The organism is Conyzicola sp., assembly GCF_057073975.1.
In genome coordinates this window covers 24,522-39,882 of sequence record NZ_JBXMIS010000015.1, presented here as the reverse complement: position 1 = coordinate 39,882, position 15,361 = coordinate 24,522, and the positions used below count along the sequence as shown (strand labels likewise).

Below are 15,361 nucleotides of genomic sequence, written 5' to 3'. Positions count from 1 at the left end.
CTAGTCGGCCCTAGTCGGTGCTGGCGAGGAAGTCGACGAGCTCGCTCGCGAGCCCCGAGTACCCTGCCGGGGTCAGTGCGCGCAGCTTGGCCTTGGCCTCGTCGCCGATGTCGAGGCCGTCGACGAACTCCACGAGCTCTGCCTGCCCGATGCGGCGGCCGCGGGTGAGGTCTTTCAGCAGTGCGTAGGGGTCGGCGATCGAGCTGCGGCCAGCGGTGATCTCTGCGCGGATGACCGTCTGGATGGCCTCGCCGAGGATCTCCCAGTTGCCGTCGAGGTCGGCTGCGAGTGCGTCTGCATTCACCGCGAACTCGCCGAGCCCGCGCTCGAGGTTGTCGAGGGCGACGAGCGAGTGGCCGAGGGCCACGCCGATGTTTCGCTGCGTGGTCGAGTCGGTGAGGTCGCGCTGCAGTCGTGACGTGACCAAGGTGGCGGCGAGGGAGTCGAGGAGAGCGCTCGACAGCTCGAGGTTGGCCTCGGCGTTCTCGAACCGGATCGGGTTGATCTTGTGCGGCATCGTCGACGAGCCGGTTGCGCCGGCCTGCGGAATCTGGGTCAGGTATCCCATCGAGATGTAGGTCCAGATGTCGGTGGCGAGATTGTGCAGGATGCGGTTGGCGTGCGACACGCGCTGGTACAGCTCTGCCTGCCAGTCGTGCGGCTCGATCTGCGTGGTGAGGGGGTTCCAGTCAAGGCCGAGGCCCGTGACGAACTCGCGGGAGATGGTCGGCCAGTCGAGGGAGGCGTCGGCCGCGACATGGGCGGCGAATGTTCCGGTTGCCCCGCTGAACTTGCCGAGGTACTCGGTCGCGGCGATCTGGGCGTACACCCGCTCCAGCCGGGCGACGAAGACCGCGAACTCCTTGCCGATGGTGGTCGGCGTCGCCGGCTGCCCGTGCGTGTGGGCGAGCATGACGACCCCCCGGTGCTCGAGCGCGAGCGCGCGAACGGCCTCGATCACCGCGCGGTACTTCGGCAGCCAGGTCTCGCGCACGGCCGCCCCGACGGTGATCGCGTAGGAGAGGTTGTTGATGTCCTCGCTCGTGCAGGCGAAGTGGGTGAGCTCTGCGATCGAGGTGAGGCCGAGGTCGGCGAGCTTGTGGCGCACGAGGTACTCGACAGCCTTCACGTCGTGGCGGGTCGTGGCCTCGAGGGTGGCGAGCTCGTCGATCTCGGCCTGGCCGAAGTCGGTGACGAGGGCGCGAAGGGCGCGCGCCTGCTCCGGGTCGAGCTTGATCGAGCCGAAGTACTCGTGGTCGGTCAGGTAGATCAGCCACTCGACCTCGACCTGCACACGGGCACGGTTGAGACCGGCCTCAGAGAGGTGGTCGCCAAGGCCGGCGACGGCCTTGCGGTAGCGGCCGTCGAGGGGGCTGAGGGGCTGTTCTGGCAAGTGGCTCATTGTGGGATTCCCGGGGTGACTTGGCGGAAGAGAGCGGTGCTCGCCCTCTCGATCATGGACAGAACGTGGTCGAAGAGGGCGGCATCCGAGTAGTAGGGGTCTGGCACGTCGCCGATTGCCGCCTGCTCCTTGTCGAAGGCAAGCAGCAGCTGCACCTTGGAGCGGTCGCGCTCGTTGGGCGCCCAGCCCTTGAGGATGCGCTCCTGCCCGTGGTCGAAGACCACGACGGGGTCGAGCCGGTCGAACCACGCCGGATCGAACTGCCGTGCGCGATGGTTGGAACCGTCGTAGCCGCGACCGTGCAGTGCCTCGACCGTGCGGTCGTCGGCCGGCTCGCCAACGTGCCAGTCCCCCGTGCCCGCCGACATGACCGCGATGGACTTGTCGAGCCCGGCCTTGGCGACGAGGTCGCGGAACACGGTCTCCGCCATGGGAGAACGGCAGATGTTGCCCGTGCAGACGAAGCAGATGCGGAAGAGCGATGACTCGTCGAGGACGCGGTCGAAGCTCATGCGTCCATTGTCCCGTAGTTTCCCCTCCCCCACAGCGGCAGCATCGCCACGAACTGCACCGATGCCGAGACACCCCGCCGCTCGCCGAGATGGTGCGAGCACTATGACCGGATGACGCTCACCTCGGCGACGGACGCCACCCGTGCCCTCGACGCGATTCGCTCCCAGCGGGCGGCCGCCGCCGCGGCGCTCGACCAGCTCGAGCTCTACCGGCAGCTCGAGCCACGAGCCGAATGCCGTGCCGACTGGCGGGGAGGCGCGAGTCAGGCCTACGAGAGCGACCTGACCGCGCTGCTCGTGCGACTTGCCGACGTTCGGTCGAGGCTGCGCGAGGCCATCGACACGCTCTGGGTGGTCATCGGGGAGGCGGGCCTTGACTGACAGCCCCGATCTCGTCATCTCCGGCGGCGGGGTCGTCGGGGTCAGCACCGACGCGATGCTCGCCGACTACGAGCGGCTGCGGGCCATGTCGAGCGTGCTGCCGATGGCGGCGCAGAGCCTGCGAGGTGTCGCGTCGATCGCCGGGCCGGCCGAGGCGATGGCCCTCGGGTCGTGGCGGGCGAGCGAGGCCGACACCGCCATCCATCGCGCGCGAACAGACCTCCAACTGGCCATCGAGCACTGCGAGCAGATCGCCGATGCGATGGATGCCGCGGCCCGTGCCTACGAGACAGCCGAGCGGGAGGCGACCCAGCGCTTCATCTCCCTCACAGACCAACTCGCAGCCAGAGGCGGCGCCGTTCTCAACGACGGTGTCGAGCGCAATCGCGGTCTCGCGCTGCTGCTCGCCTGCCTCACAGCCATGACGACGCGGCAGCTGCTCGGCGACACGATCGGGCCGAACGACATCGAGCTGCCGGCCGGCATCAACGTCATGCTCTCCGACCCCCGCGTGGTGCGCATGCTGCGAGCGCTGCTGATGTCGGCTGACGACTTCGCCACCGGCGTTGTCGACGTTCCTCCGCACCTCCGGGACTCGACCTCCGAGGTCGGAGTGGCCGCCCTGGTGCTGCTCTCGCTCGGCGCCATGGGGGGATTGTTCGCGAGCAGCCCCGTCTCTGCGAGCCCCTCTGGTGCGCCCAGCCGCACGACCCCGGCGGCCACCATCGCCGATCGGGCAGCGCGCATTCCGAACGCGGTGGCGGGAGATGTGCCGCAGGTGCGCATCGAGACCTACAGCTCTCCCGGTATGCCCGACCGGTTCGAGGTCTACATCGGCGGAACGGTCGACTTCAGCCCCGTCGCGAAAGACGAGCCGTTCGACCTCACCAGCAATCTCGAGATGGAGGCAGGGCTGCCCAGTGGGGCATACGAGGGGGTGCGCGAGGCGATGGCCCTCGCCGGAGTCGACGCCGACAGCGAGATCGTGCTCGTCGGCCACTCGCAGGGAGGTCTCGTCGCCAGCGCGCTTGCTGCATCCGGCGACTACCGGGTCGACGCGCTCGTGACCTTCGGCGCACCCGCCGGTCAGATATCCGTGCCGCCGACGGTTGCAACCCTCGTCGTCGAGAACACCGATGACGTCGTGCCGGCACTCGGCGGCATCCAGTCGAACGAGCACGCGCTCGTCGTGACGGCGCGGGCATACCCGCACGGTGTTCCCGACGGACTAGCCCTGCCGGCCCACCGCATCGAGGCATACCTTGCGACGGCGGAGGCGATCGACGAGAGGGCAGAGAGCGGTCAGGTGGTGCAGTTTCGGCAGCGCCTCGCTGCGCTCACCTCCGGCTACGAGGAGGTGAGCACGCAGCGATACCTGGTCAGCCGTTCCGACTAGCGGCGGCGCTTCTCAGTCGTCATCGGCTTCGCAAAGAGGCCGAGCACGAGCGAGATGAGGCCGAGCACGATGGCGACGAGCACGCCCCACCAGAAGCCGTCGATGTGAAGGCCGAAGCCGAGCAGGCCGGAGATCCAGCTGACGAGAAGCAGCAGGAGGGAGTTGACCACGAGGGCGATGAGGCCGAGGGTCAGGATGTACAGCGGGAAGGCGACGATTCGGATGAAGTTGCCGACGATGCCGTTGACCAGACCGAAGATGAGGGCAACCAGCAGCAGGGTGAGGATGAACTCGATCGTTCCCCCCGGAGGGAACGGCGTGATGCTGATACCGGGCTCATCACTGAACAGGCCGATGACCAGGGTCGTGAGCCAGAACGCAATGGCGGTGATGACTACCTTGACGAGGAATCGCTTCATAGCACCAACTATGCCCGTCCCGACGGGCGCTCGCCACGTGCCGCGCGTTTAGGCTTGGCTCGTGACTGCGCCCCGCGTCCGGCTCCGCCCGGAAATCGAGACAATGGCCCCCTACCGTCAAGGAAAGCCGGCCGCGGAGGACGCCTTCAAGCTCTCCTCCAACGAGAACCCCTACGAACCGCTGCCCGCGGTGATCGAGGCGATCGCCGCGAGCCAGATCAACCGGTATCCCGATGGCATGGCGACGGCTCTGCGCGAGCGCCTAGCCGAGCGCCACGGAGTCGCCCCCGGCCAGATCCAGGTGGGCGCCGGTTCGGTCTCCGTGCTGTCGCAGCTGATCACGGCTGCCGCCGCGCCCGGCGACGAGGTGCTCTACGCCTGGCGGAGCTTCGAGGCATACCCCGGGCTCGTCGCAGTCGCCGGAGCCACGAGCGTGCACGTGCCGAACCTGCCAGACCACCGGCACGACCTGGCGGCCATGGCTGCGGCGATCACCGAGCGAACCCGCGTCGTGATCGTGTGCAGCCCGAACAATCCCACCAGCACGGTTGTGACCCGCACCGAGTTCGCTGCGTTCATGCGCGCCGTGCCGAGCGACATCCTCGTCGTGCTCGATGAGGCGTACGCGGAGTTCGTGACCGATCCAGATGCCGTCGTCGGCACAGAGCTCATCGGCAGCTACCCCAACCTCGTGGTGCTGCGCACATTCTCCAAGGCCTACGGGCTCGCCGGCCTCCGCATCGGCTACGCCGTCGGGCCGGAATACGTCATGGATGCCGCGCGCGCCACCGCGATTCCCCTCGCCGTGATCGACCAGGCCCAGCGGGCCGCGATCGCATCGCTCGACCACGAGGCGGAGCTACTCGAACGGGTCGCCAGCCTCGCCGTGCTGCGCGACCAGCTGTACGAGGCGCTACTCGCGCAGGGCTGGCAGGTTCCCCGCCCGCACGGCAACTTCATCTGGCTGCCGACCGGTGAGCACACGGCGTGGGCGGCAGAGGTTCTCACCGGCAACGGCATCGTGTCCCGTGCGCTGGGCGAGGGCCTCCGGGTGACGATCGGCGAGGAGGCTTCTGTAGAGAAACTCCTAAAGGCCTCGCAAGAGGTTATCGAGAGGCTACGAACGACCCCCTCCGCAACCACGTTAGATTAGACGAATGTCTTACACCGACGCGACGATCCAGTTGCTCTCGCCGGAAGGCACTCTCGTCGAGAACGACGTGAACGCGGAGTATCTTCCGCTGATCACCGCTCTCTCCGACGAGCAGCTGCTGGAGTTCCACCGCCACATGGTCGTCATCCGCCGGTTCGATGTCGAGGCAGCCAACCTGCAGCGCCAGGGCCACCTCGCGCTGTGGATTCCGAGCCTCGGCCAGGAGGCCGCCCAGGTTGGGTCGGGATCCGCCCTCCGCCCGCAGGACCACATCTTCCCCACCTACCGCCAGCACGTCGTCGCGCGCATGCGTGGCGTCGACCTCATCAAGATCATCGAGATGCTGCGCGGCCTCAGCCACGGCGGTTGGGACCCCAAAGAGGTCAACAACTTCCACCTCTACTCTGTCGTGCTCGGCTCGCAGACCCTGCACGCGACCGGCGTCGCGATGAGCATGACCCTCGACGGATCGACGGCGACGGGCAACCCGGAGACCGACGGTGCCGTGCTCACCTACTTCGGCGATGGCGCCTCCAGCCAGGGCGACGTGAGCGAGGCCCTCGTCTTCGCCGCGAGCTACCAGGCTCCGACCATCTTCTTCCTCGAGAACAACCACTGGGCCATCTCGGTTCCCGTCTCCCGCCAGTCGCGTACGCCGCTGTACCACCGCGGCGAGGGCTTCGGCATTCCGAGCGTGCAGATCGACGGCAACGACGTGCTCGCGAGCTACGCCGTGACCAAGAGCAACCTGGATGCCGCACGCGCCGGCGGCGGGCCTCGCTTCATCGAGGCGCTGACCTACCGCATGGGCGCCCACACCACGAGCGACGACCCGACCAAGTACCGCGACGACAGCGAGCTCACCTTCTGGACGCAGCACGACCCCGTCGCGCGGTTCGAGAAGTTCATCCGTGCCCGCGGCGCGAGCGAGGCCTTCTTCGCCGGCATCAAGCAGGAGGGCGACGACCTGGCCGCCGATATCCGCGCCCGCACGATCGCGCTCACTCCCCCGCCGGCATCCTCGATGTTCGCCCATGTCTACGCGGAGGAGCACCCGCTCATGACGACCCAGGCCGCCTGGCTCGAGAACTACGAGTCGACGTTCGAAGGCGGTGCTGCATGACCGTCGAGTCGCTGAGCATGGCGAAGGCCCTCAACCTCGGGCTCAAGAAGGCGATGACCGAGAACGAGAAGGTCATCCTCATGGGCGAGGACATCGGTGCCCTCGGCGGCGTCTTCCGCATCACAGAGCACCTGCAGGCAGAGTTCGGCGCCAACCGGGTGCTCGACACCCCGCTCGCGGAGTCCGGCATCATAGGCACGGCGATCGGCCTCGCGATGGGCGGGTTCCGCCCGGTCTGCGAGATCCAGTTCGACGGCTTCGTGTACCCGGCATTCGACCAGATCACGAGCCAGCTCGCGAAGCTCACGTCGCGGCACGACGGCAAGACGACCTTCCCGCTCGTGATCCGCATCCCCTTCGGCGGCCACATCGGCGCCGTCGAGCACCACCAGGAGAGCCCGGAGACCTACTTCGCGCACACCGCCGGCCTCCGCGTGGTGAGCCCCTCGAACCCGCACGACGCCTATTGGATGATCCAGGAGGCGATCGCGAGCAACGACCCCGTCGTCTTCCTCGAGCCCAAGAGCCGCTACTGGCCGAAGGGCGACGTCGACCTCGCCGCAAGCGGCACACCGCTGCACTCGACGACGGTCGTGCGCGAGGGAACCGGCGTGACGGTCGTCGGCTACGGTCCCATGGTCTCTGTGCTGCTGCAGGCAGCCGACGTTGCGGCGGAGGAGGGCACGAGCCTCGAGGTCATCGACCTGCGCTCGCTCTCCCCCATCGACTACGCGCCGGTCATCGCCTCGGTGCAGAAGACGGGCCGACTCGTCGTCGCGTCGGAGGCTCCCGGTCACGTCTCCGTTATGTCCGAGGTCGCGGCCACCGTCACAGAGCACGCGTTCTACTCGCTCGAGGCGCCCGTGCTGCGGGTCGCCGGCTTCGACGTGCCATTCCCTCCCGCGAAGCTCGAGGCGAACTACCTTCCTGACGTCGACCGCGTGCTCGAGGCCGTCGACCGTTCCCTTGCGTACTGAGAAGGATCCACTAATGGCGAATTCTGACTTCCTCCTTCCCGACGTCGGCGAGGGCCTGACCGAGGCCGAGATCGTGTCGTGGAAGGTCAAGGCCGGCGACACGGTCACGATGAACCAGGTCGTCGTCGAGATCGAGACGGCGAAGTCGCTCGTCGAGCTGCCGTCGCCCTTCGTCGGAACCGTCGCAGCCCTGCTCGTCGAGGAGGGCCAGACCGTCGAGGTCGGCACCCCGATCATCACCATCGCCTCCGAGGGCTCGGAGCCGGCGACGCCGGTTGCATCCAAGCCCATCATCATCGACACGGTCGGCGACACCGCCTCGACCATCACCGCGGAGAAGGAGCTGCCGAACCTCGTCGGCTACGGCGCTGGTGGGCACGGGGGATCCCGGCGCCGCCGCGGCTCAGCACCGACGGCGACGGCACCCGCCGCGGTTGCAGCGGCTCCGGCAGTGGCCCGGCCTTCCGCTGTTGCTGCGGTAGCGGCATCCACGGTCATGGCGAAGCCGCCCATTCGCAAGCTCGCGAAAGACCTCGGCGTCGATCTCTCGGCAGTCACCCCGACGGGCCTCGTCGGCGAGGTCACCCGGGACGACGTGATCCGTCAGGCGAGCCAGGCGAGCGTCTTCAAGAACATCCAGACGCCGGAGTGGGGCTCGGAGCGCGAGGAGATCATCCCCGTCAAGGGCGTGCGCAAGGCGATCGCCTCTGCGATGGTCTCTAGCAAGTTCACCGCTCCCCACGTGAGCGTGTTCGTGGACGTCGACGCGACCCGCACCATGGAGTTCGTCAAGCGGCTCAAGAACTCGCCAGACTTCGCCGGCATCCGCGTCTCGCCACTGCTCATCGCCGCCAAGGCGCTCATCTGGGCCGTGCGGCGCAACCCGATGGTCAACAGCACGTGGACCGACACCGAGATCAGCGTCCACCACTACGTGAACCTCGGAATCGCCGCCGCGACGCCCCGCGGCCTCGTCGTGCCGAACATCAAGGATGCCCACACCCTGTCGCTGAAGGAACTCGCGGTCGCGCTCGAGCAGCTGACCATCACGGCGCGCGACGGCAAGACCTCGCCGGCCGAGATGTCGGGCGGCACGATCACGATCACGAACCTCGGCTCGTTCGGCATGGACACGGGCACCCCGATCCTCAACCCTGGCGAGGTCGGCATTCTCGTGCTCGGCACCATCAAGCAGAAGCCATGGGTCGTCGACGGCCAGATCATGCCGCGCTTCGTGACGACGCTTGGCGGCAGCTTCGACCACCGCGTCGTCGACGGTGACGTGGTCAGCCGTTTCGTGGCCGATGTGGCGAGCGTGCTCGAGGAGCCAGCACTACTGCTCGACTAGCGCTATCGGTTTTGACAATCATTATCAATAACGGCTAGCGTCGGGGTATTCATCCACCGAGCTAGACAGGCTTCACCCATGGCACGAATCGCCATCACCCTTATCGCACTCCTCGCCCTCTCTGGCTGTGCTGCAGCGCCGACCCCCGACGACGGCCGCGTGCACATCGTTGCCTCGACCAACGTCTACGGCAGCATCGCCGGGGCCGTCGGCGGCGACCTCGTGTCGGTCACGAGCCTCATCGACTCGGCGGCGCAAGACCCGCACAGCTTCGAGGCGTCCGCGCAAGACCAGCTCGCAATCTCGAAGGCCGACATCGTCATCGAGAACGGCGGCGGCTACGACCCGTTCGTCTTCGACCTGTACAGCGCCGCGGGGTCCGACGCCGTGCTGCTCCGTGTGTCCGACCGCCTTGAGTTCGCCACTGGCAACGAGCACCTCTGGTACGACCTCCTCGGGATGGATGAGATCGCGAATGAGATCGCAGTGGAGCTCTCGACGATCGACCCATCCAACGCCCCGGAGTACGAGGCAAATGCGGAGGTGTTCGGTGACCAGGTCGAGGCGCTCGTGACGTCGATCAACGGAATCGGCACCGGGAAGAAGGCTGCGATCACGGAGCCCGTTCCGGTCTATCTCCTCACGGGGGCCAACATGACCGTGACGACCCCCGACGAGTTCTCCGAGGCCATCGAGGAGGGCACGGATGTCGCACCGACGGTGCTGGCCGCCACCCTCGACGCCGTGCGCGACGCCGACCTTCTCGCCTACAACAGCCAGACCGCGAGCCCGGAGACCGAGCAGGTGCGTCAGGCCGCCGAGGATGCTGGGGTGCCCGTCGTCGAGTTCAGCGAGACGCTGCCCGACGGCGAGGACTACATTTCTTGGATGACCGCGAACGTCTCCGCCCTCACCGCAGCACTGCAATGACCGCGGTGCTCGAGATCGCGGGCGGGGCGCTCGCCTTCGGCGACCGCACGCTGTGGACGGGGCTCGACCTCGACATCCAGCCCGGTGAGTTCATCGCGGTGCTCGGCCCCAACGGCTCAGGCAAGACCAGCCTGCTCAAGGCGATCCTCGGGCAGCAGCCCCTGAGTGCCGGATCGATGCGGCTCGTGGGAGCGCCGGTGCGGCGAGGCGATCGGCGGGTCGGGTACATCCCGCAGCAGAAGTTGCTGCCCCCTGGCACACCGATGCGCGGCCGCGACCTCGTCTCCTTCGGCGTCAGCGGGCACCGCTTCGGTCTTCCGGTCTCACGGCCAGCCGATCGACACCGCGTCGACGAGCTGCTCAGCGACGTGGGTGCGACCGGGTTCGCGTCGCGTCCTGTCGGCCTGCTCTCTGGAGGGGAGCAGCAGCGGCTGCGGATTGGGCAGGCGCTTGCCGGCGATCCGGTGCTGCTTTTGTGCGACGAGCCGCTGCTCAGTCTCGACCTCGCGCACCAGCGCGCGGTCTCCGAGCTCATCGACCGCCGTCGGCGCACGCACAACACCGCGGTCGTCTTCGTCACCCACGACGTCAACCCCGTGCTCGACCTCGTCGACCGCATCCTGTACCTCGCCGAGGGCGGCTTCCGCATCGGAACTCCAGAGCAGGTGCTGCGCTCCGACGTGCTGAGCGAGCTGTACGGCACTCCCATCGACGTCATCCGGCACCACGGCCGCGTCATCGTCGTCGGTGTGCCCGGTGTGCCCGACGGTCATGAACACCACGACCACCACGGCGAGGTGACCGCGTGAACGACATCCTCGATCGGCTGTTCAACTTCGAGAACTACGGCGAGCTGCTGGCGCTCGTGCAGAACTCGATCATCGCTGCGGCGATTCTCGGCGTTCTCGGCGGGCTCATCGGCGTCTTCGTCATGCAGCGCGACATGGCGTTCGCGGTGCACGGCATCAGCGAGCTGTCGTTCGCCGGCGCCGCCGGTGCGCTGCTTCTCGGGGTGAATGTCGTGGCCGGCTCGCTCGTGGGCTCCATCATCGCCGCCGTGCTCATCGGGCTGCTCGGGGCCCGCGCTCGCGATCGCAACTCGATCATCGGGGTGCTGATGCCCTTCGGCCTCGGCCTCGGCATCCTGTTCCTCGCCCTCTATCCCGGACGCAGTGGCAACAAGTTCGGACTCCTCACCGGCCAGATCATCTCCGTCGACTTCGCGCAGCTCGGCCTTCTCATCGTCATCTCTGTCGTCGTGCTCGTCTCGCTGCTCGTGGTGTGGCGCCCCCTGAGCTTCGACAGCCTCGACCCGGAGGCCGCCGCGGCCCGCGGTGTTCCGTCGCGTGCCCTGTCACTCGCGTTCATGGTGCTGCTCGGGCTCGCCGTCGCGGTCTCTGTGCAGATCATCGGCGCGCTGCTCGTGCTCGCGTTGCTCGTGACGCCCGCCGCGGCAGCGCTCCGGGTCTCGTCGTCGCCGGTGATGGTGCCGGTGCTCAGCATGGCCTTCGGGTTCGTGGCCGCTGTCGGCGGCATCCTGCTCGCCATCGGCGGCTCCCTGCCGATCAGCCCGTACATCACGACCATCTCGTTCGCGATCTACCTGGTCTGCCGGGTGATCGGCTGGCGTCGATCGGCCGCGCGTAGAATTCAGGCATGAAGCGCAACACCTGGCAGCGCGAGGCTGTGCGAGAGGCGCTCGGAACATCCGAGGCCTTCGTCAGCGCACAGGCACTGCACTCGACGCTTCACGCCTCTGGCTCGCCAATTGGCCTCGCCACGGTCTACCGCGCGCTTGCCGATCTCGCGACTGAGGGCGAGGCCGACTCACTGCAGCAGGAGGGTGAGGCCCTCTATCGTGCGTGCACACCGGGCAGCCACCACCACCACCTCATCTGCCGCAACTGCGGGCTGACGGTCGAGATCGAGGCCGATGCCGTCGAGCAGTGGGCGCAGCAGATCGCCGCGGAGCACGGATTCTCGCAGCCGAACCACGTTGTCGATGTCTTCGGACTGTGCGCAGACTGTTCAAACCCCGGTTGACGCGCCGACGGTAGCCGAACTAAAGTCACGACGGTAACCCGAAATTACCCAGCGTCGCGTTAAGCGCCGCTTCCTGCACTTCCCCCTGTGTACCCGAGCACCACTGTCTACCCGAGACGACCCCCAATGACTATTTCCCTGCGTTCGCGCGCGCTTGCCCTTTCTGCGGCCTTGGCCACCCTTGCCGTCACCCTCGTCGCGCTGCCAGCCACCTCGCTGGCACCGGCTGCGACGGCGAGTGCCGACAACCCGTCGTGCACCACCCCGATCGCCGACTATCCCAACGTGCACCCCCAGATCTACGGCGTGCCGTGGGGCTTCTACGGTGTCGACCCCGAGGTCGGCGTCTACATCGCGGGCGACTGGGATGTCATCGGCGGCGCCGCGGAGGCCGAGGGCACCATCGTCGTCGGCGGCAATGCCACCTTCGACTCCGGCGCCTACTTCAACCTCGGCACGGTCGGCGTCGGCTCGCAGGTGAACGCCGGCGCGTTCACCGACATGCTCACGACCGGTGGCGACATCTCTGTGCTCTCCACGTCGACCCTCGACGTCGGCAACCACCGTGGCGGCGACATCGTCGCGGGCGGCACGATCACGCCGTCGCTGCCTTCGGTCAAGTACGAGCTGAACGGCGGCACCGCCACAGACGGGGTTGTTGCCCCGCTCGCCCCGTACGCATCCGTGCCCACCTACTACCAGGGGCTATCTGCCACCTTCGCTGCCCTGCCGACGGGAACGACCACCGTCGATCTCCTCACCGACCCGACCCAGGTCACCTTCATCGGCGACGGCGTCTCGACCCGACAGGTGTTCTCCGTCGCCGGCTCCGCCCTCGGCACCGACGCGTCGCAGAAGGGCATCGAGTTCACCAACATCCCCGCCGGGGCGGTCATCGTGGTTAACGTCACCGGCGCCACCGCAGAGCTGAGCTCGTGGGGCTTCTCGATGAACGGAGCAGCACTCGACTTCTCTGCGGCGGAGCCCGACCGCGTCTTCTCCGGCTGGACCCAGTCGATCGCCTGGAACTTCCCGACGGCCACGACCGTGTCGCTCGGCCTCAACGGGCAGCTGCCCGGCTCCGTGCTCATTCCGACCGCGGCGAGCACGCTCGACCTGCGCACCACGATCAACGGCCGCCTCTACGTCAACGGCGACGTGACGTTCGGCGGCACCGGCACCTCGGGCCTCGAGATCCACAACTATCCGCTCCGCACTGATTGCGCCGCCACCGATGGCACGTTCACCATCGGCAAGACGATCAGCGACCCCGACTCTGTCGCGGATGACACGCGGGTCTACACCGGAACATACGAGTGCCTCGACTCGTTCGGCGACCCCGTCGACAGCGGAACCTGGAGCCTCGAGGCCGGCGAGACCGTCACGGTCACCGCACTGCCGGCAGGCACCGTCTGCACGGCCGTCGAAGACGCGTCGACCCTGACGGCGAGTCCGTCGGCCGACCCGAGCTACTCGTGGGGCTCCCCCACCTACTCCGACGAGGACGTCACCGTCATCGCCGACGACGACGTGTCGATCACCGTCACCAACGTTGTGCTGCACGACGTCGGCAGCCTGTCGATCACGAAGGCGCTGACGGATGCCGACAACGTCGTCAGCGCGACCCGCAGTTTCGAGGGAACGTACTCGTGCTCCGACTCGACTCCTGCGGTGGTGGCGAGTGGCACGTGGGCGCTCACGGCCGGCGATTCGGTGACCATCGACGACATCCCGACCGGCGCCGTCTGCGCGATCGCCGAGGATGCGGCGACCCTCACTGCTGGCCCCTCGGCGACCGACTCGTCCTACACCTGGGGCACGCCGACGTACTCGAGCACGGGTGTCACCATCGCGACCAGTGCAACCGTCGCGCTCACAGTGACGAATGTGGTCGAGCGCGGTCTCGGCGACTTCGAGATGGTGAAGGTGCTCGACGACCCGTATGACGTCGTCGACCTCGCACGTGTCTACACCGGCACCTGGGGATGCACCTTCAACAACGCCACCATCGAGTCGGGCACCTGGTCGACGACGGCGGGCGCTCCGGCGCTGACACTGGCCACCGACCTGCCGGCCGGCACGGTGTGCACGCTCGCCGAGGACGCGGCGACGCTCGCTGCTCCCCCGCTCGCCGGATTCCCCCAGTACGTCTGGCTCGCTCCGGTGATCACGCCGGCGACGGTGACGATCCTGGATGGCGGCCTGCACCGCATCACCGTCACCAACATCGTCTACGACCCGATCGGCGACATCAGCGGCCTCGCCCAGGCGGGAACCGACTCGATCGTCTGGCTGCTGCTGGGCAGCGGAGTGGTCGCGGGCGGCATCCTGCTCGTCTACTTCGCGCGCCGACGTCGACTGGCCTGAGGGGGCGAGCTGGGCGAGTACCCAGCTTGCCCTCGGGCCAGCGGGAAAGTAGGCTATCCCCTTGGTGCCTGAGTAATCGGGCGCACATCGTACGCAGTCCTGTCGTTCACGGCGGGATGGTCGCGTGCCGACAAGTGACCTTGGGTAGGGCAGTCGCCCTACGGTAACCAGACTAGGAGTACACCCATGGCAGCAACATGCCAGGTGACCGGAGCCGTTCCCGGCTTCGGACACAACATCTCGCACTCGCACCGACGCACCAAGCGTCGTTTCGATCCGAACATCCAGAAGAAGACGTACTACGTGCCGTCGCTTCGCCGTAACGTCACGCTGCAGCTGTCCGCCAAGGGCATCAAGGTCATCGACGTTCGCGGTATCGAATCCGTCGTCAAGGACCTCCTTGCACGTGGGGAGAAGATCTAATGGCAAAGCAGCAGGACATTCGTCCGATCATCAAGCTCCGCTCGACTGCGGGCACCGGTTACACCTACGTGACCAAGAAGAACCGTCGTAACAACCCAGACCGCCTGGTTCTGAAGAAGTACGACCCCGTTGTGCGCAAGCACGTCGAATTCCGCGAGGAGCGCTAAACATGGCTAAGAAGAGCAAGATCGCAAAGAACGAGCAGCGCAAGGTGATCGTGGCACGCTACGCCGCACAGCGCCTCGAGATCAAGAAGGCACTGGTCGACCCGGCCGGCACCGACGAGTCGCGTGAGGCCGCTCGCGTGGCCCTGCAGAAGCTCCCCCGCAACGCCTCGCCCGTTCGCGTGCGCGGTCGTGACGCCATCGACGGACGCCCCCGTGGTTTCCTCAGCCAGTTCGGCGTTTCGCGTGTTCGCTTCCGTGACATGGCTCACCGTGGAGAATTGCCCGGAATTACCAAGTCAAGCTGGTAGATTCACAGGCGGTTCCTGTGGCCCCCGCTACTGGTTCCTTCAAAGCACTAAGTCCGAGGAGGACAACACATGGCTGACAAGTCACTAAACCGTTCAGAGTTCATCGCCGCTGTTGCCGCTGAGTCGGGGCAGACCACGGCCGCGGTCACCAGCGTTGTCGATGGTGTGTTCGCGGTTCTCTCCACCTCGCTCAGCGAGGGCACCAAGGTCTCGATCCCGGGCTGGCTCTCGGTCGAGCGCACCGACCGCGCAGCGCGCACCGGTCGCAACCCGCAGACGGGCGAGACCATCCAGATCGCAGCGAGCAAGGGCGTCAAGATCAGCGCTGGCTCGAAGCTGAAGGCTGCTGCCAAGTAGTTCTTGTTTCACCTGTAACGAGGGCATCGACGAGAGTCGGTGCCCTCGTTGCTTT

The 15,361-nt window shown here is 67.2% G+C and carries 18 protein-coding genes; 15 read left to right on the top strand and 3 right to left on the bottom strand.

Annotated features, from left to right (window positions below; translation table 11 throughout):
• Nucleotides 1-10: 10 nt before the first annotated feature.
• Nucleotides 11-1,402, bottom strand: coding sequence for an adenylosuccinate lyase (gene purB, locus AC14A7_RS01185; RefSeq protein ID WP_484006050.1), 1,392 nt, complete (start codon nucleotides 1,400-1,402; stop codon nucleotides 11-13).
• The gene (locus tag AC14A7_RS01180; RefSeq protein WP_484006049.1) at nucleotides 1,399-1,914 is read right to left on the bottom strand and encodes a low molecular weight protein-tyrosine-phosphatase; all 516 of its coding nucleotides are present in this window, start codon (nucleotides 1,912-1,914) and stop codon (nucleotides 1,399-1,401) included. The genes purB and AC14A7_RS01180 overlap by 4 nt, the downstream gene beginning before the upstream one ends.
• Nucleotides 1,915-2,025: 111 nt before the next feature.
• Here AC14A7_RS01180 and AC14A7_RS01175 point away from each other — a divergent pair, with 111 nt between their 5' ends.
• Both AC14A7_RS01175 and AC14A7_RS01170 read left to right on the top strand, forming a co-directional pair.
• A complete protein-coding gene (locus AC14A7_RS01175) occupies nucleotides 2,026-2,295 on the top strand; it encodes a hypothetical protein (RefSeq protein WP_484006048.1) in 270 nt (89 codons plus the stop codon).
• On the top strand, nucleotides 2,288-3,691 hold the full coding sequence (locus tag AC14A7_RS01170) for a hypothetical protein (RefSeq protein WP_484006047.1): 1,404 nt from the start codon (nucleotides 2,288-2,290) through the stop codon (nucleotides 3,689-3,691). The genes AC14A7_RS01175 and AC14A7_RS01170 overlap by 8 nt, the downstream gene beginning before the upstream one ends.
• Here the strand turns inward: AC14A7_RS01170 and AC14A7_RS01165 are convergent.
• Nucleotides 3,688-4,110, bottom strand: coding sequence for a phage holin family protein (locus AC14A7_RS01165; RefSeq protein WP_484006046.1), 423 nt, complete (start codon nucleotides 4,108-4,110; stop codon nucleotides 3,688-3,690). The genes AC14A7_RS01170 and AC14A7_RS01165 overlap by 4 nt on opposite strands.
• A gap of 61 nt (nucleotides 4,111-4,171) precedes the next feature.
• Between AC14A7_RS01165 and AC14A7_RS01160 the strand changes: the two genes are divergently transcribed.
• From AC14A7_RS01160 to AC14A7_RS01100, 13 genes are all read left to right on the top strand, one after another.
• Nucleotides 4,172-5,263 carry a histidinol-phosphate transaminase gene (locus tag AC14A7_RS01160; RefSeq protein WP_484006045.1) on the top strand — a complete coding sequence of 364 codons (1,092 nt, stop codon included), beginning with the start codon at nucleotides 4,172-4,174 and terminating at the stop codon, nucleotides 5,261-5,263.
• Between the two features lie 4 nt (nucleotides 5,264-5,267).
• Nucleotides 5,268-6,386 (top strand): thiamine pyrophosphate-dependent dehydrogenase E1 component subunit alpha, encoded by a 1,119-nt coding sequence (locus tag AC14A7_RS01155; RefSeq protein ID WP_484006044.1) that lies wholly within the window; start codon nucleotides 5,268-5,270, stop codon nucleotides 6,384-6,386.
• Nucleotides 6,383-7,363, top strand: a complete 981-nt coding sequence (locus AC14A7_RS01150) for an alpha-ketoacid dehydrogenase subunit beta (protein WP_484006043.1) — start codon at nucleotides 6,383-6,385, stop codon at nucleotides 7,361-7,363. The genes AC14A7_RS01155 and AC14A7_RS01150 overlap by 4 nt, the downstream gene beginning before the upstream one ends.
• A 13-nt stretch (nucleotides 7,364-7,376) precedes the next feature.
• Nucleotides 7,377-8,711, top strand: coding sequence for a dihydrolipoamide acetyltransferase family protein (locus tag AC14A7_RS01145; protein WP_484006042.1), 1,335 nt, complete (start codon nucleotides 7,377-7,379; stop codon nucleotides 8,709-8,711).
• Nucleotides 8,712-8,789: 78 nt separating this feature from the next.
• Complete coding sequence (locus AC14A7_RS01140; protein ID WP_484006041.1) at nucleotides 8,790-9,641, top strand: metal ABC transporter solute-binding protein, Zn/Mn family; 852 nt, start codon at nucleotides 8,790-8,792, stop codon at nucleotides 9,639-9,641.
• On the top strand, nucleotides 9,638-10,450 hold the full coding sequence (locus AC14A7_RS01135; RefSeq protein ID WP_484006040.1) for a metal ABC transporter ATP-binding protein: 813 nt from the start codon (nucleotides 9,638-9,640) through the stop codon (nucleotides 10,448-10,450). The genes AC14A7_RS01140 and AC14A7_RS01135 overlap by 4 nt, the downstream gene beginning before the upstream one ends.
• Nucleotides 10,447-11,301, top strand: a complete 855-nt coding sequence (locus AC14A7_RS01130; RefSeq protein WP_484006039.1) for a metal ABC transporter permease — start codon at nucleotides 10,447-10,449, stop codon at nucleotides 11,299-11,301. The genes AC14A7_RS01135 and AC14A7_RS01130 overlap by 4 nt, the downstream gene beginning before the upstream one ends.
• On the top strand, nucleotides 11,298-11,684 hold the full coding sequence (locus AC14A7_RS01125) for a Fur family transcriptional regulator (RefSeq protein ID WP_484006038.1): 387 nt from the start codon (nucleotides 11,298-11,300) through the stop codon (nucleotides 11,682-11,684). Before AC14A7_RS01130 ends, AC14A7_RS01125 begins: the two co-directional genes overlap by 4 nt.
• Before the next feature lie 126 nt (nucleotides 11,685-11,810).
• Nucleotides 11,811-14,051 (top strand): DUF5979 domain-containing protein, encoded by a 2,241-nt coding sequence (locus AC14A7_RS01120; protein WP_484006037.1) that lies wholly within the window; start codon nucleotides 11,811-11,813, stop codon nucleotides 14,049-14,051.
• A gap of 186 nt (nucleotides 14,052-14,237) precedes the next feature.
• Nucleotides 14,238-14,474, top strand: coding sequence for a 50S ribosomal protein L28 (gene rpmB, locus AC14A7_RS01115; protein WP_484006036.1), 237 nt, complete (start codon nucleotides 14,238-14,240; stop codon nucleotides 14,472-14,474).
• A complete protein-coding gene (gene rpmG / locus AC14A7_RS01110) occupies nucleotides 14,474-14,641 on the top strand; it encodes a 50S ribosomal protein L33 (protein ID WP_484006035.1) in 168 nt (55 codons plus the stop codon). Before rpmB ends, rpmG begins: the two co-directional genes overlap by 1 nt.
• Nucleotides 14,642-14,643: 2 nt before the next feature.
• Nucleotides 14,644-14,949, top strand: a complete 306-nt coding sequence (rpsN, locus tag AC14A7_RS01105) for a 30S ribosomal protein S14 (protein ID WP_484006034.1) — start codon at nucleotides 14,644-14,646, stop codon at nucleotides 14,947-14,949.
• A 69-nt stretch (nucleotides 14,950-15,018) separates the two neighbouring features.
• Nucleotides 15,019-15,306, top strand: a complete 288-nt coding sequence (locus AC14A7_RS01100; protein WP_484006033.1) for an HU family DNA-binding protein — start codon at nucleotides 15,019-15,021, stop codon at nucleotides 15,304-15,306.
• Nucleotides 15,307-15,361: the final 55 nt, after the last annotated feature.

What these genes read in the sequence shown, in the direction of transcription:
- purB (WP_484006050.1), bottom strand. Translation starts at nt 1,402, where the DNA reads ATGAGCCACTTGCCAGAACAGCCCCTCAGCCCCCTCGACGGCCGCTAC.
- AC14A7_RS01180 (WP_484006049.1), bottom strand. Translation starts at nt 1,914, where the DNA reads ATGAGCTTCGACCGCGTCCTCGACGAGTCATCGCTCTTCCGCATCTGC.
- AC14A7_RS01175 (WP_484006048.1), top strand. Translation starts at nt 2,026, where the DNA reads ATGACGCTCACCTCGGCGACGGACGCCACCCGTGCCCTCGACGCGATT.
- AC14A7_RS01165 (WP_484006046.1), bottom strand. Translation starts at nt 4,110, where the DNA reads ATGAAGCGATTCCTCGTCAAGGTAGTCATCACCGCCATTGCGTTCTGG.
- AC14A7_RS01155 (WP_484006044.1), top strand. Translation starts at nt 5,268, where the DNA reads ATGTCTTACACCGACGCGACGATCCAGTTGCTCTCGCCGGAAGGCACT.
- AC14A7_RS01150 (WP_484006043.1), top strand. Translation starts at nt 6,383, where the DNA reads ATGACCGTCGAGTCGCTGAGCATGGCGAAGGCCCTCAACCTCGGGCTC.
- AC14A7_RS01145 (WP_484006042.1), top strand. Translation starts at nt 7,377, where the DNA reads ATGGCGAATTCTGACTTCCTCCTTCCCGACGTCGGCGAGGGCCTGACC.
- AC14A7_RS01140 (WP_484006041.1), top strand. Translation starts at nt 8,790, where the DNA reads ATGGCACGAATCGCCATCACCCTTATCGCACTCCTCGCCCTCTCTGGC.
- AC14A7_RS01135 (WP_484006040.1), top strand. Translation starts at nt 9,638, where the DNA reads ATGACCGCGGTGCTCGAGATCGCGGGCGGGGCGCTCGCCTTCGGCGAC.
- AC14A7_RS01125 (WP_484006038.1), top strand. Translation starts at nt 11,298, where the DNA reads ATGAAGCGCAACACCTGGCAGCGCGAGGCTGTGCGAGAGGCGCTCGGA.
- AC14A7_RS01120 (WP_484006037.1), top strand. Translation starts at nt 11,811, where the DNA reads ATGACTATTTCCCTGCGTTCGCGCGCGCTTGCCCTTTCTGCGGCCTTG.
- rpmB (WP_484006036.1), top strand. Translation starts at nt 14,238, where the DNA reads ATGGCAGCAACATGCCAGGTGACCGGAGCCGTTCCCGGCTTCGGACAC.
- rpmG (WP_484006035.1), top strand. Translation starts at nt 14,474, where the DNA reads ATGGCAAAGCAGCAGGACATTCGTCCGATCATCAAGCTCCGCTCGACT.
- rpsN (WP_484006034.1), top strand. Translation starts at nt 14,644, where the DNA reads ATGGCTAAGAAGAGCAAGATCGCAAAGAACGAGCAGCGCAAGGTGATC.
- AC14A7_RS01100 (WP_484006033.1), top strand. Translation starts at nt 15,019, where the DNA reads ATGGCTGACAAGTCACTAAACCGTTCAGAGTTCATCGCCGCTGTTGCC.